This is a genomic window from Micromonospora citrea (assembly GCF_900090315.1).
Taxonomy (GTDB): domain Bacteria; phylum Actinomycetota; class Actinomycetes; order Mycobacteriales; family Micromonosporaceae; genus Micromonospora; species Micromonospora citrea.
Map to the genome: position 1 here is coordinate 1711566 of NZ_FMHZ01000002.1, position 22955 is coordinate 1734520.

The 22955-nt window shown below is 76.1% G+C and carries 22 protein-coding genes; 7 read left to right on the forward strand and 15 right to left on the reverse strand.

The annotated features are described in order from the left end of the window. Positions 1-168: 168 nt before the first annotated feature. From GA0070606_RS07875 to GA0070606_RS07890, 4 genes are all read right to left on the reverse strand, one after another. The gene (locus tag GA0070606_RS07875) at positions 169-909 is read right to left on the reverse strand and encodes an ABC transporter ATP-binding protein (RefSeq protein WP_091096379.1); all 741 of its coding nucleotides are present in this window, start codon (positions 907-909) and stop codon (positions 169-171) included. A 70-nt stretch (positions 910-979) separates the two neighbouring features. Further along, entirely contained in the window at positions 980-1978 is a 999-nt protein-coding gene (locus GA0070606_RS07880) for an ABC transporter ATP-binding protein (RefSeq protein ID WP_091096381.1), read from the reverse strand. A 1-nt stretch (position 1979) separates the two neighbouring features. After that, complete coding sequence (locus GA0070606_RS07885) at positions 1980-4697, reverse strand: FtsX-like permease family protein (protein WP_245724608.1); 2718 nt, start codon at positions 4695-4697, stop codon at positions 1980-1982. Positions 4698-4737: 40 nt separating this feature from the next. After that, positions 4738-7932, reverse strand: coding sequence for an ABC transporter permease (locus GA0070606_RS07890; protein WP_091096382.1), 3195 nt, complete (start codon positions 7930-7932; stop codon positions 4738-4740). Between the two features lie 193 nt (positions 7933-8125). On the opposite strand from GA0070606_RS07890, the gene GA0070606_RS07895 reads away from it, so the two are divergent. After that, positions 8126-8419 (forward strand): hypothetical protein, encoded by a 294-nt coding sequence (locus GA0070606_RS07895; protein ID WP_218105993.1) that lies wholly within the window; start codon positions 8126-8128, stop codon positions 8417-8419. Between the two features lie 230 nt (positions 8420-8649). Here the strand turns inward: GA0070606_RS07895 and ligD are convergent, their stop codons facing one another. Beyond that, positions 8650-9675, reverse strand: a complete 1026-nt coding sequence (gene ligD / locus GA0070606_RS07900; protein WP_091096384.1) for a non-homologous end-joining DNA ligase — start codon at positions 9673-9675, stop codon at positions 8650-8652. A 47-nt stretch (positions 9676-9722) separates the two neighbouring features. Here ligD and msrB point away from each other — a divergent pair, with 47 nt between their 5' ends. Further along, a complete protein-coding gene (msrB, locus tag GA0070606_RS07905) occupies positions 9723-10136 on the forward strand; it encodes a peptide-methionine (R)-S-oxide reductase MsrB (protein ID WP_091096387.1) in 414 nt (137 codons plus the stop codon). Positions 10137-10243: 107 nt separating this feature from the next. Here the strand turns inward: msrB and GA0070606_RS07910 are convergent, their stop codons facing one another. The 3 genes from GA0070606_RS07910 to GA0070606_RS07920 all read right to left on the reverse strand — a co-directional run bounded on the left by GA0070606_RS07910 (position 10244) and on the right by GA0070606_RS07920 (position 12040). Beyond that, positions 10244-10816, reverse strand: coding sequence for a DUF305 domain-containing protein (locus tag GA0070606_RS07910; protein ID WP_091096389.1), 573 nt, complete (start codon positions 10814-10816; stop codon positions 10244-10246). 68 nt (positions 10817-10884) lie between these two features. Then, the gene (locus GA0070606_RS07915) at positions 10885-11631 is read right to left on the reverse strand and encodes a lytic polysaccharide monooxygenase (protein WP_091096391.1); all 747 of its coding nucleotides are present in this window, start codon (positions 11629-11631) and stop codon (positions 10885-10887) included. Positions 11632-11764: 133 nt separating this feature from the next. Beyond that, on the reverse strand, positions 11765-12040 hold the full coding sequence (locus tag GA0070606_RS07920) for an isoamylase early set domain-containing protein (RefSeq protein ID WP_091096393.1): 276 nt from the start codon (positions 12038-12040) through the stop codon (positions 11765-11767). A gap of 160 nt (positions 12041-12200) precedes the next feature. Between GA0070606_RS07920 and GA0070606_RS07925 the strand changes: the two genes are divergently transcribed. Continuing rightward, complete coding sequence (locus tag GA0070606_RS07925; RefSeq protein ID WP_091096395.1) at positions 12201-12461, forward strand: Prokaryotic metallothionein; 261 nt, start codon at positions 12201-12203, stop codon at positions 12459-12461. A gap of 169 nt (positions 12462-12630) precedes the next feature. Here GA0070606_RS07925 and GA0070606_RS07930 read toward each other — a convergent pair whose 3' ends face one another. Further along, complete coding sequence (locus GA0070606_RS07930) at positions 12631-13266, reverse strand: NAD(P)-dependent oxidoreductase (protein ID WP_091096397.1); 636 nt, start codon at positions 13264-13266, stop codon at positions 12631-12633. 101 nt (positions 13267-13367) lie between these two features. Beyond that, a complete protein-coding gene (locus GA0070606_RS07935; protein ID WP_245724609.1) occupies positions 13368-14309 on the reverse strand; it encodes an EamA family transporter in 942 nt (313 codons plus the stop codon). 120 nt (positions 14310-14429) lie between these two features. Here GA0070606_RS07935 and GA0070606_RS07940 point away from each other — a divergent pair, with 120 nt between their 5' ends. From GA0070606_RS07940 to GA0070606_RS07950, 3 genes are all read left to right on the forward strand, one after another. After that, positions 14430-14930, forward strand: a complete 501-nt coding sequence (locus GA0070606_RS07940; protein ID WP_091096401.1) for a MarR family winged helix-turn-helix transcriptional regulator — start codon at positions 14430-14432, stop codon at positions 14928-14930. A gap of 19 nt (positions 14931-14949) precedes the next feature. Continuing rightward, the gene (locus GA0070606_RS07945; protein WP_091096403.1) at positions 14950-15411 is read left to right on the forward strand and encodes a GNAT family N-acetyltransferase; all 462 of its coding nucleotides are present in this window, start codon (positions 14950-14952) and stop codon (positions 15409-15411) included. A gap of 108 nt (positions 15412-15519) precedes the next feature. After that, positions 15520-16608, forward strand: a complete 1089-nt coding sequence (locus tag GA0070606_RS07950) for a lytic polysaccharide monooxygenase auxiliary activity family 9 protein (protein ID WP_091096405.1) — start codon at positions 15520-15522, stop codon at positions 16606-16608. Positions 16609-16744: 136 nt separating this feature from the next. Here the strand turns inward: GA0070606_RS07950 and hemQ are convergent, their stop codons facing one another. From hemQ to hemE, 3 genes are read right to left on the reverse strand one after another with little or no spacing between them, the layout of a single operon-like run. Continuing rightward, positions 16745-17446 carry a hydrogen peroxide-dependent heme synthase gene (hemQ, locus tag GA0070606_RS07955; protein WP_091096407.1) on the reverse strand — a complete coding sequence of 234 codons (702 nt, stop codon included), beginning with the start codon at positions 17444-17446 and terminating at the stop codon, positions 16745-16747. After that, positions 17443-18852 carry a protoporphyrinogen oxidase gene (gene hemG / locus GA0070606_RS07960; RefSeq protein WP_091096409.1) on the reverse strand — a complete coding sequence of 470 codons (1410 nt, stop codon included), beginning with the start codon at positions 18850-18852 and terminating at the stop codon, positions 17443-17445. Before hemG ends, hemQ begins: the two co-directional genes overlap by 4 nt. A 5-nt stretch (positions 18853-18857) precedes the next feature. Further along, positions 18858-19955 (reverse strand): uroporphyrinogen decarboxylase, encoded by a 1098-nt coding sequence (gene hemE / locus GA0070606_RS07965; protein WP_091096410.1) that lies wholly within the window; start codon positions 19953-19955, stop codon positions 18858-18860. A 184-nt stretch (positions 19956-20139) separates the two neighbouring features. Here hemE and GA0070606_RS07970 point away from each other — a divergent pair, with 184 nt between their 5' ends. Next, entirely contained in the window at positions 20140-20712 is a 573-nt protein-coding gene (locus tag GA0070606_RS07970; RefSeq protein ID WP_091096412.1) for a DUF3000 domain-containing protein, read from the forward strand. Between the two features lie 13 nt (positions 20713-20725). Here the strand turns inward: GA0070606_RS07970 and GA0070606_RS07975 are convergent, their stop codons facing one another. Then, positions 20726-21535, reverse strand: coding sequence for a hypothetical protein (locus GA0070606_RS07975; RefSeq protein WP_091096414.1), 810 nt, complete (start codon positions 21533-21535; stop codon positions 20726-20728). A 79-nt stretch (positions 21536-21614) separates the two neighbouring features. Beyond that, positions 21615-22835 (reverse strand): S1C family serine protease, encoded by a 1221-nt coding sequence (locus tag GA0070606_RS07980; RefSeq protein ID WP_091107443.1) that lies wholly within the window; start codon positions 22833-22835, stop codon positions 21615-21617. Positions 22836-22955 lie beyond the last annotated feature (120 nt).

Here is a 22955-nt window from a genome sequence, read left to right on the forward strand (position 1 = left end):
CGGCCCGGACGCCGATCCGCCCCGGCCACCCGGGCGGGTCCGCACGAGACATCCGATGCCCGCGCCCGGACGCCGCCTCGCTCCGGTAGCCGGGGCGGGCCCGCACCACGCGCCGGGGCGGCCCCGACCCGGTCGGCCGTCGACCGAAGCGGCCCCGACCCGCCCCGGTCAGCCGTCGACCAGGCGGCCGTCGCGGAGGGTGAGGACGCGGTCGGCGAGGTCGATCAGGGTCGGATCGTGGGTGGCGACCAGCGCGGTCATCCCGCGCGCGTGCACCACCGCCCGGAGCAGGTCCATGATCGACCGTCCCGTCTCCGAGTCGAGCTGGCCGGTCGGCTCGTCGGCGATCAGCAGGTCCGGCTCGTTGACCAGGGCCCGCGCCACCGCCACCCGCTGCTGCTGCCCGCCCGAGAGCTCGTACGGCCGCTGCGCCGCGTGCGCGCCGAGACCGACCAGTTCCAGCAGCACCGCCACCCGCTCCTCCCGCTCGGCCGCCGGCACGCGCGCGAGCCGTAGCGGCACGCCCACGTTCTCGGCGGCGGAGAGGATCGGCACCAGCCCGAAGGTCTGGAACACGAAGCCGACCGTGCCTCGCCGCAGCTCCAGCAGCTTCCGCTCGCCGGCGCCGGTCACGTCGTGCCCGGCCACCACGATCCGGCCCTCGTCGGGCCGGTCCAGGCCGCCGACCATGTTCAGCAGGGTGGTCTTGCCCGCCCCGGAGCGGCCCCGCACGGCGACCAGTTCGCCCCGCCCGGCCGAGAACGACACGTCCCGCACGGCGTGCACCGCGTGCTCGCCGCGGCCGAACGTGCGGCTGATCCCCTCCACCCGGACCACCTCGTCGGTGACGGTGGCACCCGTCCCGGTCCCGTCGGATCGCCCGTCCGTCACCACGTCCCGCTCGCTCATGATTCCGCCCCGCTGTGCTCGGCGCGGCCGACCGCCTCGGCCGCGCGGTACCGACTCGTTCCAGGCCCGCTCACCGCGCGGCCTCCCGCTCGTCCCCGGGGTGGTCGCCCGGCCGGACCTCCACGTGGTCCGGCTCCAGGTTGAGCCGCACCCGGTCCCGCAGCGACAGCGCGTCGACGAAGGCCGCCGGCAGCTGCATCCGGCCGGTGCGGTCCAGCACCGCGTACTCCTCGCTGACCAGGTCGGTGCTGCCGTCCGCGCCGATCCGCGCGGTCCGGCGTACCTCGGAGGCGGTCCGGCCGTCGCGGATCGCGACGGTCCGGCGAACCTGGCCGGCCACGGCGTGGTCGTGGGTCACCACCACGACGGTGACGCCGAGCTCGGCGTTGATGGTGCGCAGCGCCCCGAACACCTCGGCGCCCGTCGCCTCGTCCAGCTCGCCGGTCGGCTCGTCGGCGAAGAGCACCTCGGGATCGTTGGCCACCGCGACCGCCACCGCGCAGCGCTGCTGCTCGCCGCCGCTGAGCTGCCCGGGTCGCCGGTCGGCGCAGTAGCCCACGCCGACCATGTCGAGCAGCTCGCGGGCCCGCTCGCGGTGGGCCCGCCGGCCACCCCGCCGGCGGGCCAGCCGCATCGGCAACTCGACGTTCTCCCGCGCGGTCAGGTACGGCAGCAGGTTGCGCCCCGTCTGCTGCCAGACGAATCCGACCATGTCGCGCCGATAGCTCAGCCGCCGCCGCGCGGAGAGGTTGAGCAGGTCGTAGTCCCCGACCCGGGCGATGCCGGCGGTGGGGGTGTCGAGCCCGGAGAGGATGTTGAGCAGGGTCGACTTGCCGGAGCCGGAGGCCCCCACGATCGCCACCAGCTCGCCCCGGTCGATGACCAGGTCGAGCCCCTGCAGGGCGACCACCTCCACCCCCTCGGTCTTGAAGATCCGGACCAGGCCGTCGCAGACGATGTGGCCGCGCAGCCGGTCCCGGCCGCCGGCCCGCTCCGCCGCACGCTGGGCGGCCCGCTGTTGCAGGGCGGCCAGGTCCGGCACTGCCGTGGTCTCCGCGGTAGCGGTCATGTCAGCTCTCCTCTCCGAGCCGGAGCACCTCGCCGAGGCGCATCCGGCGGTTGTTCAGGGCCTCGACGGCGACCGCGAAGCCGAGGGCGACCGCCCCGAGCGCGACGATCGCGGCCACCAGGCCGGGCTCGAACGACACCCGGACCTCGCCGCCGCCGGTGAAGGCGGACAGGCCGAGCACCGGGGTGAGCAGCAGCGGCAGCACCGCCCCGACCAGCGCGCCGGTGAGCACCGACACGCCCACCAGCGGGGCCAGCTCCACCAGCAGCAGCCCTCGCCACTGTCGGCGGGACAGGCCGAGGGTGCGCAGCCGGGACAGGACCTGGCCGCGCGCCCGGGCGCCGGCCAGCACCGTGAAGGCGACAGCGAGCAGACCGAGCACCGTCCCGCCGGCCGCGCCCGCGACGAAGCCGAAGGCGAGCAGCCCGTTCGCGCCGCCGTCGCCCAACCGGCGGCGGGTGTCGGCCCAGGTGAGCACGTCGACGCCGCGCGGCCGCTCGCCGCCGGTCACCGCGCCGCCGCTCTGGTAGCGGGACTGGCCCTCGTCGCCTACCCGGCGCAGCGCGTCGACGTCGAGGTCGTCGCCGGCCACCAGGAAGCCGGTCGGCACCGGGTCGGCGGCGCGGGACGGCAGCGCCTGCCCGGGCAGGACGACGAACCGGTCGCTGCCCGGTCGCACCAGCGGGAAGCTCGCCGCCCGGTCGGCGACCCGGAACTCGTACCGCTGGCCCTGCACGGTGACGAAGGCAGAGTCCTCCAGCCCCGCCTCGGCCAGGTCCGCGGCGACCGCCGGGGAGACCACCGCGGGCAGCGGGCCGGTCCCGCCGGCCGGGGCGAGCAGCGCCTCGGGCACCGCCACGTCGACACCCGCCGACCGGACGAGCCGCTCCAGCGCGGGGCCGTCGACCACCAGCACGTTCGCCGAACCGATCCGGGCCGCGGTGCCCACCTGGTCCACCGCCACCTGCTGCGCCGGCTCCTCCAGCACCGCCGCGGCGGCCCGCACCCCGGGCAGTTGCTCCAGGTGGGCGCCGGTGTCCGGGGCGAGCCGTTCGCCGCTGACCAGCGCGTCCCCCGGCACGACCCGGGTGGCGACCCGGTCCCGGCTGGACTCGATGCCGGCGGCGACCACCGCGCAGAACGCCGCGGTCGCCACGGCCAGCACCACCACGACCAGCGGGGTGGCCGCCGCCGAGCGACCGGCCCGCGCGGTGCCGAGGAACGCGACGCTGCCGCGGGTGCGGGCGGCGAGCCGGCTCACCAGGCGCAGCGGCCACGGGTACGCCCGCAACGCCAGCACCGCCGCCGCCGCCGCGAGCAGCACCGGCACCGAGACCAGCAGCGGGTCGACCTCGCCGAGGGTCAGGCCGCGCCGCCGCAGCAGGACGACCGCCAGCGCGGCCAGCAGGAGCAGGAACACCTCCACGGTGAGCCGGCGGGCGGACGGGCGGAGCCGGATCAGGTCCCGGCGGGCCACCGCGCCGGCCGGCGCGGCGAGCAGGGTGGTCACCGGCAGGACCAGGACGGCCAGCACGACCGCCGCGACGAGGAACGGCGTCGTGTCCCCGGCCGGCCCCGGCAGCAGCGTGCCGAGCAGCCAGCCCAGGAGGGCCGCCGGCAGGATCGCCAGCCCTGACTCGGCCAGGCTCCGCCGGGCGCCCGCGGTGGCGGCGCCGCCGCGGGCGCGCAGCAGGACGTACTCGTCGCGCCGTCGTCGCACCGCCAGCGTCGCGGCCAGGGCCATCAGCCCGGCCAGGGTGGCCAGGGCGCCGGCCGCGATGACGGCGAGGACGGTACGGGCGGCGGCCACGGCGGCGGCGAACTCCCGCAGCGGGATGTCGAAGCCCTGGACGAGGGTGCGGTCGGCCGGGACCTCCCGGGACATCTGCTGGAGGCTGTCGATCGCCTCGGTCAGGTTCAGGATGCCGATGCCGTCGGCGGCCATCCGGTAGCGCCACGTGAACCGCAGCGGCAGCCCGGCGGCGGCCAGGGCGTCGAGCACGGCGGGCGTGGTCACCCCGACGCCGACGAACGGCTGGGCGTCACCGGGTGGCTCGACGACCTCCAGCAACGACGGCAGCCCGGCCCAGATCCCGTCGGAGGGGTCGACGGGCTCGTACACGCCGGCCACGACCAGCGGGGTGACCACCTGCGGGCCGTCCACGCCGGGCGGGCGGAGCACCAGTCGACTGCCGGCCCGCACGTTGAACCGCCCGGCGACCTCCGCGCTCAGCGCCACCGGCACCGGCTGACCGGGCTCCCAGGCGTCGTCGGGCCAGCGCCCCTCGACAAGCCTGCCGGCCTCGCTGATCCCCGGCGCGGCACGCAGGCCGAGGTCGACCAGGAGGTTCTTCGCCGCCAGGTCCGGGCCGGTCAACCGGCGCGGGGCGTACTCCTCCGCGACGAACCAGCGCCGGTCGACCGCCTCCCGGATGCGGGGCGGCATGGCGGCCTGCAACGCGTCCAGCTCGGCCTGCCGCGCCTGCGTCAGGGAGCCGCCGTCGGGGACGGGCGCCAGCGGCGCACTGGTGTAGGTCAGGTCCCGTCGGGCTGCCGGCTGGCCGGTCAGGTGCTCGCGCAGCCCCTGCTCGGCGAGGTGGTTGACGACCCGGGGCATCCCGCTGATCAGCAGCGTGACGATCAGGGTCAGCACCGCGAGCAGCAGGAACTGCCCGCCGTACGCCCGTACCCGCCGGGCGACCGCGCCGATGCTCACCACGTCCCCGCCCTCCTGGTGGAGTTGCCTGCCTGCCGCCCGGTCACCGCTCTCCCCCGATCCGCAACTGCGCCACGGCCACCCGCTGCCGGATGCCGAAGGCGATGAACGCGCTGAAGGCGAGGGCCGCCAGCAGCAGGCCGAGCGCGGTCAACCCGATCGGCGTCCAGGGCAGCACGAACGCTGCCTCGGGCACCGGCCGGCCACCGGACGGCGTGAGGATGACCAGCGGGGCCATGGTGGCGCCCACCGCCGCCCCCAGCAGCAGCCCGACGCCGACGCCGATGCCGGCCAGGAACGTCTGCTCGGCCAGCAGGGCCCGGGCCAGCAGCCGAGGGCTGGCGCCGAGCGTGTGCAGCACGGCGAACTCCCCCAGCCGGTGCCGGGCGGTCGCCCAGACGTCGACGATCAACCCGACCAGGGCCAGCAGCACCGAGCCGAGGGCCGCGGCGAACAGGCCGGTGCGGGTGCCCTGCCAGTACGGGTCGGCCGCGGCCCGCTCCGCCGCCTCCCGCCGGTCGAGCAGCGTGACGCCGGGCAGTTCGGCCGCCGCGCGGACGGCCGCGTCGTGCCCGCCCGCGTCCGTCCCGAGCCACCACTCCGACACCGGGCGCACCGCGCCCCGGTCCCGGATCAGCCAGTCCGTGGCCGCCGACAGGTCCAGCAGCATGCCCTCGCCTGCCGTGGACGGCACCTCGTCCACCTCGCCGACCAGGGTCACCGGCACCGTCGCGCCGGACAGCGCGACCTCGACCGTGTCGCCGATGTTCAGGCTGAGCGCGTCGCGCACCGCCGGGGTCATCAGCGCGGGTACCGGCCGGTTCTCGCCGGCGGGCACCACCACGAGGCGCGAGGTCGGCTGGAACGCGAACCGGCCGCCGGCCCGGAAGTCGATCTCCCGCTCGCCGCTCAGGCCGGTGGCGGTGGCCTTCGCGGGGGTGGGACGTTCCTGGCCGCCGATGGTCATCCACTCGCCGGCGAGCGGCGCCGGCCGAGCCGCGCCGTCGGCGCCGACGAGCCGCAGGTCGGCCACCTCCAGGCGGTACGCGCGCCCGAACGCGTCCCCGGCGTCGGCCTCGAACCCGGACAGCCGCACGACGCCGTCGACCTCGGGCACGACGACGGTGAACGGCACCGGCCGGCCGTCGCTGCCGGCGCTGCCCACCGGAAGGCGGATGGTCAGCCCGTCCGCGCGGGTCAGCAGCACCCACACGGTGACCTGGTGCGGCCCGACCGCGTCGCGTACGGGGGTGCGCACCGTGCCGGTCAGCGACCGGGTGCCGGCGGGCAGGTCGACGCCGGCCGGCGCGGCGCGCGCCCGGATCAGCCGGTCCAGCAGCGCCGGCACCGGCTCGTCGGTCAGCCGCTCGTTGAGCCGAAGCACGTCCTTCGCTCCCGCGGCGTCGAGGCCCACGACAGTGGTCGGCAGGTCGGCGCGGCCGACACGGATCTCGTCCCGCCAGGCGGGCAGCACCCGGTCGACTCCGGGCAGCGCGCCGAGCTGGCCGGCCCGGTCGTCGGGCGCGACGCCGGTGCGCTCGACCACCCGCAGGTCGGCGCCGACGCCGTGGTCGGCCTGGTCGGCCTGGGACCGTTCGCCCGTGGTCACCAGCGACCAGGCGAGGGTGCTGCCGCCGACGGCGAGCGCGAGCAGCAGCACCGGGCCGGCGTGCGGGCGCCGGCCCGCCTGCCACATGCCGAACATGGTCGCCGTCCACGGCCGACGGTCGACGAACCGCTCGGCGAACCGGGTCGCGGGCGGCAGCAGCCGCAGCGCCACGACCGCGCCGGCGAGCACGCCCAGCGTCGGCGCGGCGACGAGCAGCGGATCGACGCCGAGGCGTCCGCCCGCGCCGGTGAGCGGCGAAGAATACTGGCGCAGCTGCGTCCAGGCCAGCACCGCGAACCCGACGAGCACCAGGTCGAGGCTGGCCCGTTGCACGGTGGCGGCCCGGGTGGGACGGGACCGGGCCGACATGTCGGCGACATACGTGCCGGCACCGCGCAGCGTGGGGGCGACCATCGCGACCAGACAGCCGACGGCGGTGGCGGCGGCTGCCGCCCAGACCAGCGCGGTGTCGCCGGGGGTGAGCGCCAGCCCGGCCGGCCCGGCGGCGCCCACGCGTCGCAGCGCCTCGTCGGCGACCAGCGGCCCCAGCACGGCGGCCGGCAGGACGACGAGCGTCGCCTCCCGGGCGGCGAGGCCGGCCAGTTGCCGCCGCGCCGCGCCGCGGGCCCGCAGCAGGGCGGTCTGGGCCCGCCGGTCCTCGTGCAGCAGCGCGGCGACCAGCACCAGCGCGTACCCGCCGAGGACCACGATCAGCAGCAGCGGCGTGGTCAGCGAGGAGCGGCCGACCAGGTCTGCCCGGGCGCCCCGGTACAGCAGCCCGTCGATCGCGGTGACGGTCTGCGCGGAGGTGCCCAGCCCGGCTGCCTCGGGCACCTCGGCGGCCGCGGTGGCCAACGCCTCCCGCACGTCGAGCAGCCGGCCGGCGCGGGCCGCCGCGGCGAGGTCCGGCTCGACCACCCAGGACGCCGACACCGCGCCCGGGTAGGTCGCCACGAAGTCGGCCCGGTCCAGCACGAACGGCCCGTACGACGTGCCGGAATCCGCCGCGCTGCCGGCGCCCACCCCCGGGGCCAGCCGCCAGTACGGGTCGGTCGGGTCGCGCGGGCGCCACGTCCCGGCGAGCACCACCTCGCTGGCCCGCTCGGACCTGCGGTCCAGCATCGGCACCCGGTCGCCGGCGGTCATCCCGAGCGCGGCCGCGACCTTCTCGGGCAGCGTCACCTGCACCGGGGTGGCCCCGGCGGCGGGCCAGGCGCCGCTGGTCAGCTCGGCGTGCCGGGGCAGGTCGTCGAGGGTCGCGAGGTTGGCGAAGATCGGGTCGTCGCCCTCGCGGACGACCGGCCCCAGGTTGCCGGTCAGCTCGCGGCCGTCGCCGTACCGGCCGGCGTCGACGGTGACCGGCGCACCGCCGAGACCGGCGGCGAAGCCGTCACGGACCGCCCGGTCCCGGGTGGCGAACTCGGCCGCGTCCCGGCCGGCCGTGCCGCTCACCAGCAGGCTGCGCTCCTCCATGGACGCACCCGTGAGCAGCGCACGCTGGCCGGCCTCCGCCGCCCGGCGGTTGTAGTCGGAGAGCCCGGTGACCAACGCCACCGCCACCAGGGCCGCGACCACCGCGGCGAGCAGCAGCCCTCGTGCCTCTCGGGCCCGCCTCCACACCAGCTTCATCCGACGCCCTCCCCTGGCCCCTCGGGCCGACGATCAGGAAAAGCGGCGACGGGCCGGGAAAGGTTCGCGCCCGTTACATGATCGTTATCCGCCTGGCGACGGACGGGACGCGCCGACGGCATGGCCGCCGGTGACGCCGGCGCGGGCGCGGGTCTGCGGGCGGCGGCTGGCGGCGGTGTGCTTCCATCGCCGGATGGAGATCGCCCTCACCGCCCTCTCGGTGGCCGTCGTCACGCTGCTCGCCGCCCAGCTGCCGGGCACCGCCCAGCAGGCCCGGACCGCCTACCGGCTCACCGAGATCGAGCGCCGGCTGCAACTCGTCATGGACCACCTGGGCGTGGTGGACCGGTCGCCGGTGCCGCCGGAGGTCCGGGACCACCTGGCCCGGGGCGACAAGATCAAGGCCATCGCGGCGTACCGGAAGGCGACCGGCGCCGACCTGCGCTCGGCCAAGGAGGCCGTGGAGGGGTTCGCCGGCCAGCGGTGACGGCCGCGCCGGGCCCGCCCCGGCGTCGCCCTCACCTCCGGCACCGCCGCCGACCGTCGACCGTCGACCGTCGACCGGGCGACCGGGCGACCGGGCGACCGGGCGACCGGGCGCGCCACGGCGGCGGGCCGGGCTGACCCCGGACGAGTTCCAGCGGCAGTCGACGGAGCGGTTCCCGCGCTCGCCAACGGGGCAGCCCACGCACGCCGGCGCCGCAACGGCCCGGCCGGTCAGCGTGGGCGGTCGCGGTCCTTCGAGGGCTGCACCCGCTTCGGCTCGCCGGGCATCTTCGGGTGGTCCGGCGGGTACGGCATGTCGCCCTGCCCGGCGGCGGCGTCGCGGTCGGCCCACTCGAGCAGCGGGGTGATGTCCCACCCCGCGTCGTCGATGCCGGCGTGCGGGTCGCCGCGCTCGGCCAGCCGGGCCGGGACGGTGCGCAGGTCGAAGTCGTCGGGGTCGACGTCGGGCAGCTCGTCCCAGGTGACCGGGGTGGACACGGTGGCCCGGGCGTTGGCCCGCAGCGAGTACGCGCAGGCGATCGTGCGGTCGCGCGCCATCTGGTTGTAGTCGACGAAGACGCGGGCGCCCCGCTGCTCCTTCCACCAGGCGGTGGTGACCAGCTCCGGCCGCCGCCGTTCCAGCTCCCGGGCCAGCGCGATGGTCGCCCGGCGCACCTCGGTGAACGTCCAGCGCGGCGCGATCCGCAGGTAGACGTGGACGCCGCGACCGCCGGAGGTCTTCGGCCAGCCGGTGACGCCCAGCTCGTCGAGGAGCCCGCGCAGCTCCCCGGCGGCGGCGACCGCGTCGGCGAAGTCGGTGCCGGGCTGGGGGTCGAGGTCGACACGCAGCTCGTCGGGGCGGTCGACGTCGGCGGCCCGCACCGGCCAGGGGTGGAACACGATCGTGCCCATCTGGGCGGCCCAGGCGACGTGGGCCAGGTCTGCCGGGCAGAGCTCCGCGGCGCTTCGGCCGCTGGGGAAGCTGATGGTGGCGGTGCGCACCCACGGCGGCACGCCCCGGGTCGGCACCCGCTTCTGGAAGAACATCTCCCCCTCGACGCCCTCGGGGAAGCGCTGCAACGTGGTCGGGCGGTCGCGCAGGGCGCGCATGATGCCCTCGCCCACCGCCACGTAGTAGTGGAAGACGTCGGCCTTGGTGAAGCCGCGCCGCGGGAAGATGACCCGCTCCGGACTGGTCAGTCGTACGGTGTGCCCGGCCACCTCGATCTCTGCGGCCGCGGCCTTCGTGCCACCCATTGCGCGACCATATGCCACACCCCCGACGCCCGACGTACCGTTGGCGGGTGAGTCTTGACGAGAGCGAACTGCCCCGCACCGAGGAAGAGTGGCGGGTCCGGCTCAGCCCCGAGGAGTTCCGGGTGCTGCGGGAGGCCGGCACCGAGCGCCCCTGGACGGGCGAGTACGTCGACACGAAGACGCCGGGGATCTACCGCTGCCGGGCCTGCGGCGCGGAGCTCTTCCCGAGCGACACGAAGTTCGACTCGCACTGCGGGTGGCCCAGCTTCGACGACGCCGTCCCCGGGGCGGTCAAGGAGATCGAGGACCGCAGCCTCGGGATGAGCCGCACCGAGATCCGCTGCGCCCGCTGCGACAGCCACCTCGGGCACGTGTTCCGGGGCGAGGGCTTCACCCCGAGGGACACCCGGCACTGCGTCAACTCCGTCTCCATCCGGCTGGAGCCGCGCGCCGACGCCTGAGTCCCGCGCCCGGGTGACGACGGCCGGCCCGCGGGGCCGGCGCGACTCCCGTGCCCGGTGACGACGGCGGGCCCGGGGCGCGGCGCGACACCGCGCCCCGGAGGCGTTCAGGTCCGCCTGCCCGCCGCCAGTTCGGCCATCAGGGTGACCTCGGCCGTGCGGGACCGCTCGACGCGCCCGGCGAGGTCGCGTACCCGCGGGTCGGCGCCGACCGTCTGGTGCGCCCGGGCCAGGTCGGCCGCCGCGTCCTGGTGCGGCCCCAGCAGGTCGAGCAGCACCCGGTCGACCTCCTCGCCGCGGGCGGCCCGCAGACGCGCCATGTCCTCGGCGGCGGTTCCGTGCCCGCCGTGGTCGTGCCGGCGGGCCGCCTCGGCGGCGGCCGGCCCGGCGTCCCGCAGCCAGCCGCGCACCGTGGCCAGCTCGTCGGACTCGGTGGCCTCGATGGCGGCGACCAGGGTGCGCAGCTTCCGGTCGGTGACCCGGTCCCGGCCGAGCCGCACCATCTCCAGCGTCTGCTCCGTGTGCGCCGCCAGCGTGGCCAGGAAGACGACGTCCAGGCCGCTCATCCCGGTCCCGGTGGTCGCGGCCGTCGCCGCCGGGGCGGGGGCGGGCGACGCCGAGGCGCAGCCGGGGACCAGCAGCAGGGCGGCGAGCAGGGCGACCGTGCGCAGCCGTCGCATGGCGTACTCCCATCCACAGTGGGGTGACGGGTGCGGCCGACGCCGGCCGGCGGGCCGCACCCGTACGGTCAGACCTGGGTCCAGAGCGCCGGCACGTGGGGCGGCTCCCAGCCGGGGATCGCGGTGTGCGCCTGCCGGCAGCGGTACGTCGCCCCGCCGTAGGTCACCTGGTCACCGACCTGGTACGCCCGGCCCGCCGTCCACGTGCCGCCCGGCGCGGGCGGGGTGGTCGGGGCGGCGGTGGGGGTCGGGGTGGGCGACGGGGCCGGCGGCGTCGGGCTCGGGGTGGGCGACGGGTTGCCACCCCCGCCGACCTGGAGGTCGACGCAGGAGTAGAACGCGTTGGCGGTGTCGGCGATGTTCCACACGGCGAGGACCTTCTGCCGTCCCGACCAGCCGCCCAGGTTGACGGTGTGCGAGACCGTGGCTCCGGGCTGCTGCCCGCCGCCGTTGAAGACGGCGACGCGGGTGCCGCCGATGAAGTACTCCCAGTTGCTGGTGGCGTGCCGGGCGGTGTTGGTCCAGGTGAAGGTCACCGAGGAGCCCACCGACGTGGCGGGCCAGCCCCGGCTGTCGTCGTTCAGGACGGCGAACTGGGCGATCCCGGCATGGCAGCTGCGCAGCCCTTTCGGGCCCTCCACGCTCTGCGGCTCGTACCTGATCTGCCCGCAGTCGGGGACCCGGCCCTGGGCGCAGAGCGCCTGGCGGCTCGGCGGCCCGGAGACGTAGCCGTGTGCCTGGGCGGGTGCCGCGACGGCCAGGGCGGAGACGACGGCGCCCGTCGCCACGAGCGGGATCGTGATTCTTCGGCGCATGGTGGCAGCTCCTTCGCAGGTGCGGCTGGTGAGGTGCCACCCAACATAAAATAAACTTTGTTAACAGTAAAGACTCCTGTCGATAAATCAGGACGCCCGGCCGGCACCCCCGTCCGACGAGGAGCAGCGGGCGTCAGAGAAGCAGCAGACCGCCCCGCTCGTCCACCCGGTCGGCGGACTCGTCGTCCAGCCACACGCCGCCGCTGGCGAGGTAGCGGAAGCGGTACTCCCCCGGCCCCAGCCGCACCGTGACCGTACGGGTGCCGTCGCGGCGCGGCATCAGCTCGTGCCGCCCCGGCTCCCACCCGTTGAAGCAGCCGACCACGCTGACGGCGCCGGGCGGGGTGTCGCGGGGCAGGCTGAAGGTGACCCGGGTCTGATTGCCGAAGAGCTTGTTCCGCTTGATCATGTCGAGTTCCTCCAGGGGTGTTCCGCGGTCACCGGGTACAACGCCCGACACGCCGGGGGCGACACGCCGCCCGACCGGGCCCGGTTGCCCTGTTCGGCCGACGGACCCGCGCCCGTGCCGCAGGCTGGGGGAAACGTGTCCTGTTTCGGGGGGTTATGTCGTGGCAACCTGCGAGGTCTGCGGTAACGACTACTGGATGGCGTTCGAGGTGCGGACCGTCAGCGGCGACGTCCACACGTTCGACTGCTTCGAGTGCGCGGTGCACAAGATGGCGCCGATCTGCGAGCACTGCCAGATCAAGATCGTCGGGCACGGGGTGGAGGTGTCCGGCCGGTTCTTCTGCTGCGCGCACTGCGCCCGCGCCGAGGAGGGCGCCCAGGGCGCCGAGATCCGCGACGCGGTGGGCGCCCGGCCGGCATGAGCACGCGGTCGGGCACCCGCCCGAGGTGAACACGCGGTCGGGCACCCACCCGAGATGAAGACGGTCGGGCACCCACCCGAGATGAACACGCGGTCGGGCACCTGTTCCGCCTCGCGCCGGCCGGGTGCCGCCACCGTGGCCCGCGCGGCGCGCCGACCGGGCACCGCCGTCAGTACCCGACGGTGAACCTCGTCCGCCGGTGCCTCGGCCGCTCGGCCTCGTCCAGCAGCGCCACCGCGAGGTCCTCGTACGAGACGGTCGAGGCGCCGTCGGAGTCGACCACCAGGGTGTCGGTGCCGAGCCGGTAGCGGCCGGTGCGCTCCCCGGGCACGAGCAGCGCGGGCGGGCTCAGGTAGGCCCAGTCGGCCCCGGTGTCGGCCCGGCACACGTCGAGCTGGTCCCGGCAGGCCAGCGCGATGGCCCGCCACTCGGCGGGAAAGGCCGGATCGTCGATGACGGTGCCGCCGCCAGCGCCCGGGACGGTCAGCGTCGCGGCACCGCCGACCAGCAGCAGCCGTACCCCCGTCCGGGCGACGCCGGCCAGGAGGGCGCGGGTGGTGGCGACCAGGTCGGCCTCCCGGCCGGGCGCCGGGCGGGTGGCGCCGATCACGAGGTCCCGGCCGGCGCTCAGCGCGACCACGTCGTCGACGTCGGCGGCGTCGCCCCGCGCGACGACGGCGCCGGGCAGGTCCGGGGCGCGCGCCGGATCGCGGACGACCGCGGTGACGAGATGACCGCGGGCCGACGCCTCGGCGACGATCCGGCGGCCGGCGTTGCCGGCCGCTCCGAAGACGGTGATGTGCATGGCTCTCCTGTCGGAATCTGTCGGTGCGGCGGAACGGCGCCCCGCCGGCTGGTGGGTCGTCGGACGGCCGCCCACGGGCGGACGACCGACCGGACGGCCGCTCACCGGCCACCCGGTGACGAGACGGCACCCGGGGGCGAGGCGGCGACCCGGGACGAGGCGGCACCCGGGGACGAGGCGGCGGCCGGGGACGAGGCGGCGGCCGGGGGCGAGGCGGCGACGTCCCGGGGCCGGCGGGACTGCGCCACGATGGCGGCGAGGACGACCGCCCCGCCCAGCAGTTGCGCGGCGGTGAGCCGCTGGTCGAGCACGAGCCAGCCCAACGCCGTCGCCACCAGCGGGCTGAGCAGGCCGAGGAAGGTGACCGTGGTCGGTGGGAGGCCGCGGATGCCACGGAACCAGAGGGCGTAGGCGAGGGCGGAGCCGACGAGCGTCAGGTAGCCGTACCCGACGAGGTTCCCGGCGGTCAACGCCGGCGGCGCCCCCTCGACCAGCAGGGCGACCGGGAGGAGCAGCAGGCCGCCGGCAGTGAGCTGCCAGCCCGTGGTGGCCAGCAGGGGCGCGGACGACGACCATCGCTTGCTGAGCACCACCCCGACGGCCATGACCACCGCGCCGCCGAGGGCGGCGAGGACGCCGGCGACGTCGAGGCGGGCGTCCGCCCGCAGCACCAGCAGCGCCACCCCGGCCACCCCGGCGGCGCCCGCGAGCACGGTGCGCGGCGTCAGCCGGTCGCCGAGCAGGCCGGCGGAGAGCGCGGCGACGAGGAGCGGCTGCACGGCGCCGACGGTCGCGGCCACCCCGCCCGGCAGCCGGTACGCGGCGACGAAGAGCAGCGCGAAGAAGAACCCGATGTTCAGGGCGCCGAGCACCGCCGCCCGCCACCACCAGGCGCCCTTCGGCAGCCGGCGGGTGACCGCGACCAGGAGCAGGCCGGCGGGAAGGGCGCGCAGCACGGCGGCCAGCAGCGGGCGCTGCGGGGGCAGCAGCTCGGTGGTGACGAGGTAGGTGGTCCCCCAGATCGCCGGGGTCAGCGCCGTCACGCCGAGGAGGAGTGTCCGATCACTTAGCACTAAGACAAGTTATCTCAGCGCTAAGGCACTCGGGGGGACATCCCCCGTGAGCTACCTCACCGCTAAGGCAACGCTTGTTAGGCTGGTCGGATGGCCGATCACGTCGACCGGGTGCTGGCGCAGTGGGCAGCCCAGCGGCCGGACCTGGACGCCTCCCCGATGGGGGTGTTCGGTCGCCTCGCCAGGCTCCACCGGCTCGCCTGGGCGGAGACGCACCGCACGTTCAGCGCGCACGGGCTCGACTCGGCGTCCTTCGACGTGCTCGCCACGCTGCGCCGCAGCGACCCGCCGCACCGGCTGACCCCGACGCAGCTGATGCGCTCGTCGATGGTCACCTCGGGCGCCGTCACCCAGCGGCTCGACCGGCTCGAGGCGCGCAACCTGGTGACCCGCACCCGCAGCGACACGGACGGCCGGGCCGTGCAGGTCGCCCTGACCGACGAGGGCCTGGCGCTCATCGACCGGGCCCTGCCCGACCACGTCGCCACCGAGGAGCGACTGCTCGCCGGGCTCACCGCGGCGCAGCGCGACGCCCTTGCCGACACCCTGCGGACGCTGCTGGAGTCGCTCGGCGACACGGCGGACCGGTGAGTCGATCTACCATCGCCGCATGTCATCGCAGCACCCCCCGGTCCGGGTGGCCGGCTTCGCCGATCTGGACGCCCGCACCTTCCACGACCTGCTCCGGCTCCGGATCGACGTGTTCGTGGTCGAGCAGGCGTGCCCGTACCCGGAACTCGACGGGCGGGACGTCGAGCCCGGCACCCGGCACCTGTGGCTCGACGACGACGGCGCGCCGGTGGCGTACCTGCGGATCCTCGCCGACACGGGCGGCGTGGCGCGGATCGGGCGGGTGGTGGTCGCGCCGCGGGCGCGCGGCGGCGGACACGCCGGCCGGCTGATGGCCGCGGCGCTGGACGCGGTCGGCGACCGCCCCTGCGTGCTGGAGGCCCAGTCCCACCTGGTCGCCTTCTACACCCGGCACGGCTTCGCCGTCAGCGGCGCGGAGTATGTCGAGGACGGCATCCCGCACACCCCGATGCGCCGGGAAGGCATTGACCAGAGCCTATAAATGTGGCAGCCTCCGGGCAGAGCCGTCGCGGAGCCACGCAGCGCGCACGGGAGGGGCAACTCCCGGCCGTCCGGGCGTCGTCGTCCGACCTCTCCCCCCGGGGGCTCCATGTCCACTCATCTTCGATCATCTCGCCTGGGGTGGCTGCTCGCCGTCGCGGCGACCGCCGCCCTCCTGCTGGCCACGGCCCTGGCCAACCCCGTCTCGGCGCACGGTTCCGTGGTCGACCCGGCCTCCCGCAACTACGGCTGCTGGCAGCGCTGGGGCAGCGACTTCCAGAATCCCCGGATGGCCACCGAGGACCCGATGTGCTGGCAGGCCTGGCAGGCCAACCCGAACGCCATGTGGAACTGGAACGGGCTGTTCCGCGAGGGCGTCGCCGGCAACCACCAGGCCGCCATCCCGAACGGCCAGCTCTGTTCCGCCGGCCGGACGGAGGGCGGCCGCTACAACGCCCTCGACACGGTCGGCGCCTGGAAGGCCGCCCCGGTCTCGAGCAGCTTCCGGGTCCGCCTGCACGACCAGGCCAGTCACGGCGCCGACTACATCCGGGTGTACGTGACGAAGCAGGGCTTCGACGCCCTCACCGAGCCGCTCGGCTGGGACGACCTGGAACTGGTCGGCCAGATCGGCAACACCCCGGCGTCCCAGTGGAAGCCGGAGACCAGCGGCGTGTCCATCGAGATCCCGGCGAACGCGCCGGGGCGGACCGGCCGGCACGTCGTCTACACGATCTGGCAGGCCAGCCACCTGGACCAGTCGTACTACCTGTGCAGCGACGTCGACTTCTCCGGCGGGCCGACCACCCCGCCGCCGACGACGCCGCCGCCCACCACTCCCCCGCCCACCACACCGCCGCCGACGACTCCGCCCCCGACGACTCCGCCGCCGGCCGGGGCCTGCACGGCCACCTACCGGGTCACCGGGCAGTGGGGTGGCGGCTTCCAGGGCGAGGTGACGGTCACCGCCGGCGGCGGGGCCGTCAAGGGCTGGTCCGTGAACTGGACCTACGCCGACGGCCAGCAGGTCACGTCGGCCTGGAACGCGACCGTGACCACCAGCGGCACACGGGTCGTCGCCCGCAACGCGGCCCACAACGGGTCGCTGTCGCCCGGGGCGAGCACCACCTTCGGCTTCCTCGGCTCGTGGTCCGGCGCCAACAGCACACCGGTGCCCACCTGCACGACCGTGGTCTGATCCACGCCGGAACCCCGGCCGGGGCCGCGTCCCACTCCCTCCGGGCGCGGCCCCGGCCGGCCCACGTCCAGCCGCCGGCCGGCCGGCCCGCGCCCGACTCCCGGCCGCCCCGCGTCCAGCGCCGCCGGAGGCCCGGTCAGACCAGGCAGTTCACGATGTCGGCGATCGGGCGGCGGCGGCCGGTGTAGAACGGCGTCTCCTCGCGGACGTGCCGGCGGGCACCGGAGCCCCGCAGGTCGCGCATCAGGTCGACGATCCGGTGCAGCTCGTCGGCCTCGAACGCGAGCATCCACTCGTAGTCGCCGAGCGCGAACGAGGCGACCGTGTTGGCCCGCACGTCCGGATAGCCGCGGGCCATCTTGCCGTGCTCGGTGAGCAGCTCGCGCCGCTCGGCGTCGGGCAGCAGATACCACTCGTACGAGCGGACGAACGGGTAGACGCAGAGGTAGGGCCGTGCCTCCTCGCCGGCGAGGAACGCCGGGATGTGGCTCTTGTTGAACTCCGCCGGCCGGTGCAAAGCCATCTGGGACCAGACCGGGGTGAGCGCCCGCCCCAGCGTGGTGCGCCGGAACCGCAGGTAGGCGTCCTGGAGGGCGTCGCTGGAGGCGGCGTGCCACCAGATCATCAGGTCCGCGTCGGCGCGCAGGCCCGCAACGTCGTACGTGCCCCGGACGACCACGTCCTTGCCGGCCAGCTCCTCGAAGAGGGCCTCGACCTCGCCGGTGACGTTCTCGCGCAGCGACGGGAGCGGGCTGCTGGCCCGGTACACCGACCACATGGTGTAGCGGATGCTGGCGTTGAGCTCGCGCAGCCGGGCCGCGTTGGTCTGCTCGGTCATGTCCCCGATCCTCCCAGTGCAGTGATGATCTCTTCGGCCGCCGTCTCGCCCGAGCGGACGCAGACCGGGATGCCGACCCCGTCGTACGCCGCGCCGGCCAGCACGAGCGTCGGGTGGCTCGCCCGCAGGACCGCCCGCGCGGCGGCCACCCGGTCGGCGTGGCCCGGGGTGTACTGCGGCAGCGACCCGCCCCAGCGCTGCACGTGCCCGGCGACCGGCGCGGGCAGCGGCACGCCGAGCACCGCCGACAGCTCCCGGTGCACCGTGGCGGCCAAGTCCTCGTCGGTGCGCTGCACCTGGCGCTCCTCGCCGTAGCGGCCGACGGAGGCGCGGACCAGCGCCAGCCCGTCGGCACGGCGCAGGTGACCCCACTTGGTGGTGAAGAACGTCGACGCCTTGATCAGCAGGCCCTCGGTGCTGGGCACCAGGAAGCCGGACAGCTCCGGCAGCTCCGGCTCGGGCAGCGCCAGGGTCACCAGCGCGACGCTGGCGTAGTCCAGCCCGCCGACGTTCCCGGCCGCCTCCGGGGCCGGGCCGGCGAGCAGCCGGGCCGCCGGCCGGGCCGGCACGGCCAGCACCACGGCGTCGGCGTCGACCAGCTCCGCGTCCCGCGTGGGGCCGACGGTCAGCCGCCAGCCGGTCCCGGTCGGGGTCAGCTCGCGTACGGCCGCGTCCCGCCGGACGGTCGCCCCGCTGGCCGCCGCCGCGGCCTCGACCAGGGTGCTGAGCCCGCCGGCGAGGGTGCCGAAGACCGGCTCGCCCGGCGCGCGGGGAGCGGCGGCCTGCGCGGCGCGGACCGCGCCGACCAGGGTGTGCTCCACCCGGGCCGCCCGGGCCAGCGCCGGCATCGTGGTGACCAGGGAGAGGTCGTCGGCGCGGCCGGCGTAGACGCCGCCGAGCATCGGGTCGACCAGCCGGTCGACCACCTCGTCGCCGAACCGGGCCCGGACCAGCGCGCCGACGGACACGTCGTCGTCCGCGTCGAGCAGCGGGCGGCCGGCGTCGACGTCGGCGTCCGCCGCCGGGCGCGCGACCGTGGTCACCTTCGCCAGGTCTCCCGGTACGCCGACCAGCGTGCCGCCGGGGACCGGGCGCAGCCCGCCGTCGACGACGAGCGCGGCCTGCCCGACGGCGGGGTGCACGATCCGGTCGCCCAGGCCGAGCCGGCGGACCAGGGCCACGGCGGCGGACTCGCCCCCGGCCGGGTCGCGCATCAGGAACGACTCGGCGCCGAACTCCACCGCCGAGCCGGCCAGCTCGCCGGTGCGCAGCTTGCCGCCGAGCGCGCCCGACTGCTCGTACACGGTGATTTCGGTGTCGGCGGGGGCGCGGTCACGCAACCGGAGCGCGGCGGCCAGCCCGGCGATCCCGCCGCCGACCACCGCCACCCGCCACGGCGTCCGCATGTCGCTCAGCCCCGGCCGGCCGGCTGGGCGGACAGCTCGTGCACCAGTGCCACCACCCGGGTCAGCACGTCCGGGTCGGTCTCCGGCAGCACCCCGTGCCCCAGGTTGAACACGTGCCCCGGCGCGGCCCGGCCCTGCTCCAGGATCCGCCGCACCTCGCCCTCGACGACCGGCCACGGCGCGAGCAGCACGCACGGGTCGAGGTTGCCCTGCACGGCCCGCTCCGCGCCGACGCGGCGGGTCGCCACGTCCAGCGGCGTACGCCAGTCCACGCCGACCACGTCGGCGCCGGCCTCGCCCATCGCGCCGAGCAGCTCGCCGGTGCCGACGCCGAAGTGGATCCGGGGCACGCCCGCGTCGGCCAGCCCGGCGAGCACCGCCGCCGAGTGCGGCAGCACGAACCGGCGGTAGTCGGCCTCGGAGAGCGCGCCGGCCCAGGAGTCGAAGAGCTGCACCGCGGAGACCCCGGCGGCGATCTGGACCCGCAGGAACGCCAGCGTCACCTCGGCCAGCCGGCCGCACAGCGCGTGCCAGAGCTCCGGCTGGCCGTACATGAGGGCCTTGGTCTTCGCGTGGGTGCGCGACGGGCCGCCCTCGACCAGGTAGCTGGCCAGCGTGAACGGGGCGCCGGCGAAGCCGATCAGTGGGGTGTCGCCGAGCTCGGCGACGAGCATCCGGACCGCCTCGTCCACGTAGGAGACGTCGTCGCGGGTGATCGGCCGGATCCGTTCCACGTCGGGCAGGGTGCGCACCGGCTCGGCGACCACCGGCCCGGTGCCGGGCACGATGTCGAGATCGACGCCGGCGGCGGCGACCGGCACCACGATGTCGCTGAACAGGATCGCCGCGTCCACCCCGTGCCGGCGTACCGGCTGGAGGGTGATCTCGGTGACCAGCTCGGGCCGGCGGCAGGATTCCAGCATCGCCACGTTGGCCCGGATCTCGCGGTACTCCGGCAGCGACCGGCCGGCCTGCCGCATGAACCAGACCGGGGTGTGCGGGACGGGCAGGCGCCGGCAGGCCCGGACGAAGGGCGAGTCGGCCGGTCCGCCGTGGCGGGGGTCGTCGTCTCGGGCGTCGTCGCCCGTCGTGGTGGTGGTCATCGCGGCCATCGTGCCACGCGGCACGGGCGCGGCAGCGGGCAGCGCCGCCTTTTGTGACCCCCGTCGGCCCCGGGAACCAGGCGGGTCTCTCGGGGGTGTGGGGTCGCCGCCGGGGCGTTCCCGGACCGCCGGCACCGGCGCGCCGTTTCCGGCGCTGGATGGTCACCGGGCATAGGCTGCCGACATGGCCCCCCCGACCGCGCTCCCCGAGACCTTCGCCCGCGCGGTGGCCGGGCTGCGGTCCGCGGCGCCCCGGCCGGAGATCGTGCTGGAGGAGGTCGGCGCGCCGCAGCGCCTCGCCCCGTACGCCTTCGCGCTCTCCGCCACGGTCGCGCGCGACGGCGACGAGGTGGCCGGCGGGCGGCTGATCCTGCTGCACGACCCGGCGGGGCACGAGGCCTGGCAGGGCACCCTGCGGCTGGTCACCTACGTGACCGCGGAGCTGGAGGTCGACCTGGCCGCCGACCCGCTGCTGCCCGGGGTGGGCTGGACGTGGCTGACCGACGCCCTGGACGCGCACGAGGCGGATCACCGCGCGATCGGCGGCACCATCACCCAGACCCTGTCGACCCGGTTCGGTGAGCTGGCCGGGCCGCCCGCGGCCGGCGACATCGAGATCCGCGCCTCCTGGACGCCTGTCGACGACGACCTCGCCCCGCACCTGCTCGCCTGGTGCGCGCTGCTGGCCTCGACCGCCGGGCTGCCCCCGCCCGGGGTGACCGCGCTGCCGGGGCGTCGCCCCGCCGGCGCGGCCTGACCCCGCGACGCCCTCAGAGATACCGCTCGGCCTCGTTGCAGACCTTGTCCATGCCCTGGACGGCCTTGTCGTAGGCCGCCTTGTTGTTGTTCGCCGCCGCGGCGAGCGCGGTGGTGAGCTTGTCGAGGCAGTTGGCGATGACCTTCTTCTGCCGGGCCTGCTCGTCCCGGTCGTTGCGGGTACCGGTCAGGTCCTGCTCGGTGTCGTCGAGCTTGTCCTTGACCGTCTGGAGGTCGGTCTTGAGCTTCTCGATCTCCTTGCCGTTCGCGGCGATGGTGCCGTCGCGCTGGCTGACCTCGCTGGCCATCTTCTTCTCGGTGCGGTCCAGCTCGCTGCTGGTGGTCAGGTACAGGCCGGTCATCACCCCGCCGAGGACGAAGAGCAGCCCGGCCACCACGGCCAGGATCAGCACCTTGTGGCTCTTGCCGGGGCCGCCCGGCGCGGGGGCGCCGAAGGGCGGGGCGGAGCCGGGCGGGGACGACATCGGCTGCCCGTACGCCGGCCCCGACGCCGGAGGGACGGACATCGGCTGCCCGAAGGCGGACCCACCGGCCGGCGGGACGGAGACCTGGCCGGCGGGCGGGTGACCGGACCCGGCGGGCGGGGCCGACTGCGGGTAACCGGCGGACCCGGCCGGCGGAACGGACTGCGGGTTCTGGGTGCCGTACTGCTGCGGCGCGGCCTGCTCGGGGGTGGGCTGGCGGGGGGCGCCGTAGGTGCTGCCGTACACGGCACCGCCCGACGGCGGCTGACCGGGCGCGGCCGGCGGCTGCGACGGGTACGGCGGCGGGTAGCCGCCCGGCCCGGTCGGTGGCTGGGACATGTCTTTCTTCCTCCACGTGAGCTGGTCGCGGCGGCTGGATCCGCCGGACCGGGTGGGTACGGTGCGCGAGCTGACCGGGTCAGCAGATCTTGAAGCCGTCGCAGGCGACCTTGATCGGCACGGCGAGGCCGATCCCCTCGGCGTTACGGGCCTTGGCGGTGGCGATGCCGACCACCTGCTTGCTGCCGTTGATCACCGGACCGCCGGAGTTGCCGGGGTTGATCGGGGCGTCGAACTGGATGACCGGGCCCGAGCCGCCGCCCGCCTCCCGGAAGGCGCTCACCACGCCGGTGGTGACGCTGTCCTCCAGGCCGAGCGGCGCGCCGACGACCACGATCTGCTGCCCGGACTTCACCGCGGCCGGCGCGGCGACCAGGCCGGTGAACTTGCCGGACGTGCGCAGGTGGGCGACGTCGTTCGCCTCGTCGACCCGGACGATCGTCGCCGGGAAGCGCTGGTCGGTGCGTTCGAGGAAGACCTCCCGCTCACCGGACTCCCAGAGCGACTCCACGACGTGGTAGTTGGTGAACAGGTTGGTGCCCCCGCCGGCGGCCGGCTTGCCGATCGCGAACGCCGTGCCGGTGGAGTTGCCGGCCCGGACCCGGAACACGCTGGGCAGCACGGCGCTGGCGACGGCCTCCGGGTTGAACGCCGCGCCCGCCTGCTTCTCCAGCGCCTGCGTCCGGCTCTCCAGCCCGTCGAGCCGGGTCCCGTCGCCGGCCTGCGCCGCGTCGAGCCGGCGGCCGGTGTCGCCGAGGCGGTCGGAGAGCCGGTGGATCTGGTAGGCCTGCACGCCGGTCACCACGGTCAGCAGGCCGGCGAGCACGAGCGCGGTGACGGTCAGCCAGCGGCCACGGGGGGCCGCTGCGGCCTGGGCGGGGCCGGAAGGGTACGCCGGGGCCTGCCCGGGGACCGGCGGCTGCCCGGGGACCGGCGGCTGCCCGGGGACCGGCGGCCGCCCAGGGGTGCCCGGGGACGCCTGCCCGGCGGCGGGCGGCCAGCCGGCGCCCGGGGTGGCCCCGGCCGGCGGCTGACCGGCCTGCTGCGCGGGTGCGGGGGACGGCGCGGGGCCGCGCCCCCAGCCGGCGGGGGCGGGAGCGGCCGGAGCGGCGCCCCACTGGCCCTGCTGGGGCGGCGGCGACCAGGTGGCCCGCGCCGGCGCGGCGGGAGCCTGCCCGGGGGCGTTCTGCGGGTGTGCCGGCGCGGCCGGCTCGATCCGGGGCGGTAGCGGCCCCGGCCGGTAGCCCCCGTCGCCCGGCCCCGCCGGACCCGCGTCCGCCGACCCGTAGCCAGCAGTCATGATCGCCTTGCCCTCCCCGTAGACGCCCCGCAGTGTCCGGGGCCCGATGATGCCGCACCGGCGCAACGGCTCGATGGACCGTACCTGCGTGAAGGGGCTTTGTCTTCCCCGATGTCCGGG

Bases quoted from the DNA above. Each gene is read 5' to 3' on its own strand.
- GA0070606_RS07875 (WP_091096379.1), bottom strand. From the start codon at position 909: ATGAGCGAGCGGGACGTGGTGACGGACGGGCGATCCGACGGGACCGGG.
- GA0070606_RS07880 (WP_091096381.1), bottom strand. From the start codon at position 1,978: ATGACCGCTACCGCGGAGACCACGGCAGTGCCGGACCTGGCCGCCCTG.
- GA0070606_RS07890 (WP_091096382.1), bottom strand. From the start codon at position 7,932: ATGAAGCTGGTGTGGAGGCGGGCCCGAGAGGCACGAGGGCTGCTGCTC.
- GA0070606_RS07895 (WP_218105993.1), top strand. From the start codon at position 8,126: ATGGAGATCGCCCTCACCGCCCTCTCGGTGGCCGTCGTCACGCTGCTC.
- ligD (WP_091096384.1), bottom strand. From the start codon at position 9,675: ATGGGTGGCACGAAGGCCGCGGCCGCAGAGATCGAGGTGGCCGGGCAC.
- GA0070606_RS07910 (WP_091096389.1), bottom strand. From the start codon at position 10,816: ATGCGACGGCTGCGCACGGTCGCCCTGCTCGCCGCCCTGCTGCTGGTC.
- GA0070606_RS07915 (WP_091096391.1), bottom strand. From the start codon at position 11,631: ATGCGCCGAAGAATCACGATCCCGCTCGTGGCGACGGGCGCCGTCGTC.
- GA0070606_RS07920 (WP_091096393.1), bottom strand. From the start codon at position 12,040: ATGATCAAGCGGAACAAGCTCTTCGGCAATCAGACCCGGGTCACCTTC.
- GA0070606_RS07930 (WP_091096397.1), bottom strand. From the start codon at position 13,266: ATGCACATCACCGTCTTCGGAGCGGCCGGCAACGCCGGCCGCCGGATC.
- GA0070606_RS07940 (WP_091096401.1), top strand. From the start codon at position 14,430: ATGGCCGATCACGTCGACCGGGTGCTGGCGCAGTGGGCAGCCCAGCGG.
- GA0070606_RS07945 (WP_091096403.1), top strand. From the start codon at position 14,950: ATGTCATCGCAGCACCCCCCGGTCCGGGTGGCCGGCTTCGCCGATCTG.
- GA0070606_RS07950 (WP_091096405.1), top strand. From the start codon at position 15,520: ATGTCCACTCATCTTCGATCATCTCGCCTGGGGTGGCTGCTCGCCGTC.
- hemQ (WP_091096407.1), bottom strand. From the start codon at position 17,446: ATGACCGAGCAGACCAACGCGGCCCGGCTGCGCGAGCTCAACGCCAGC.
- hemG (WP_091096409.1), bottom strand. From the start codon at position 18,852: ATGCGGACGCCGTGGCGGGTGGCGGTGGTCGGCGGCGGGATCGCCGGG.
- hemE (WP_091096410.1), bottom strand. From the start codon at position 19,955: ATGACCACCACCACGACGGGCGACGACGCCCGAGACGACGACCCCCGC.
- GA0070606_RS07970 (WP_091096412.1), top strand. From the start codon at position 20,140: ATGGCCCCCCCGACCGCGCTCCCCGAGACCTTCGCCCGCGCGGTGGCC.
- GA0070606_RS07975 (WP_091096414.1), bottom strand. From the start codon at position 21,535: ATGTCCCAGCCACCGACCGGGCCGGGCGGCTACCCGCCGCCGTACCCG.
- GA0070606_RS07980 (WP_091107443.1), bottom strand. From the start codon at position 22,835: ATGACTGCTGGCTACGGGTCGGCGGACGCGGGTCCGGCGGGGCCGGGC.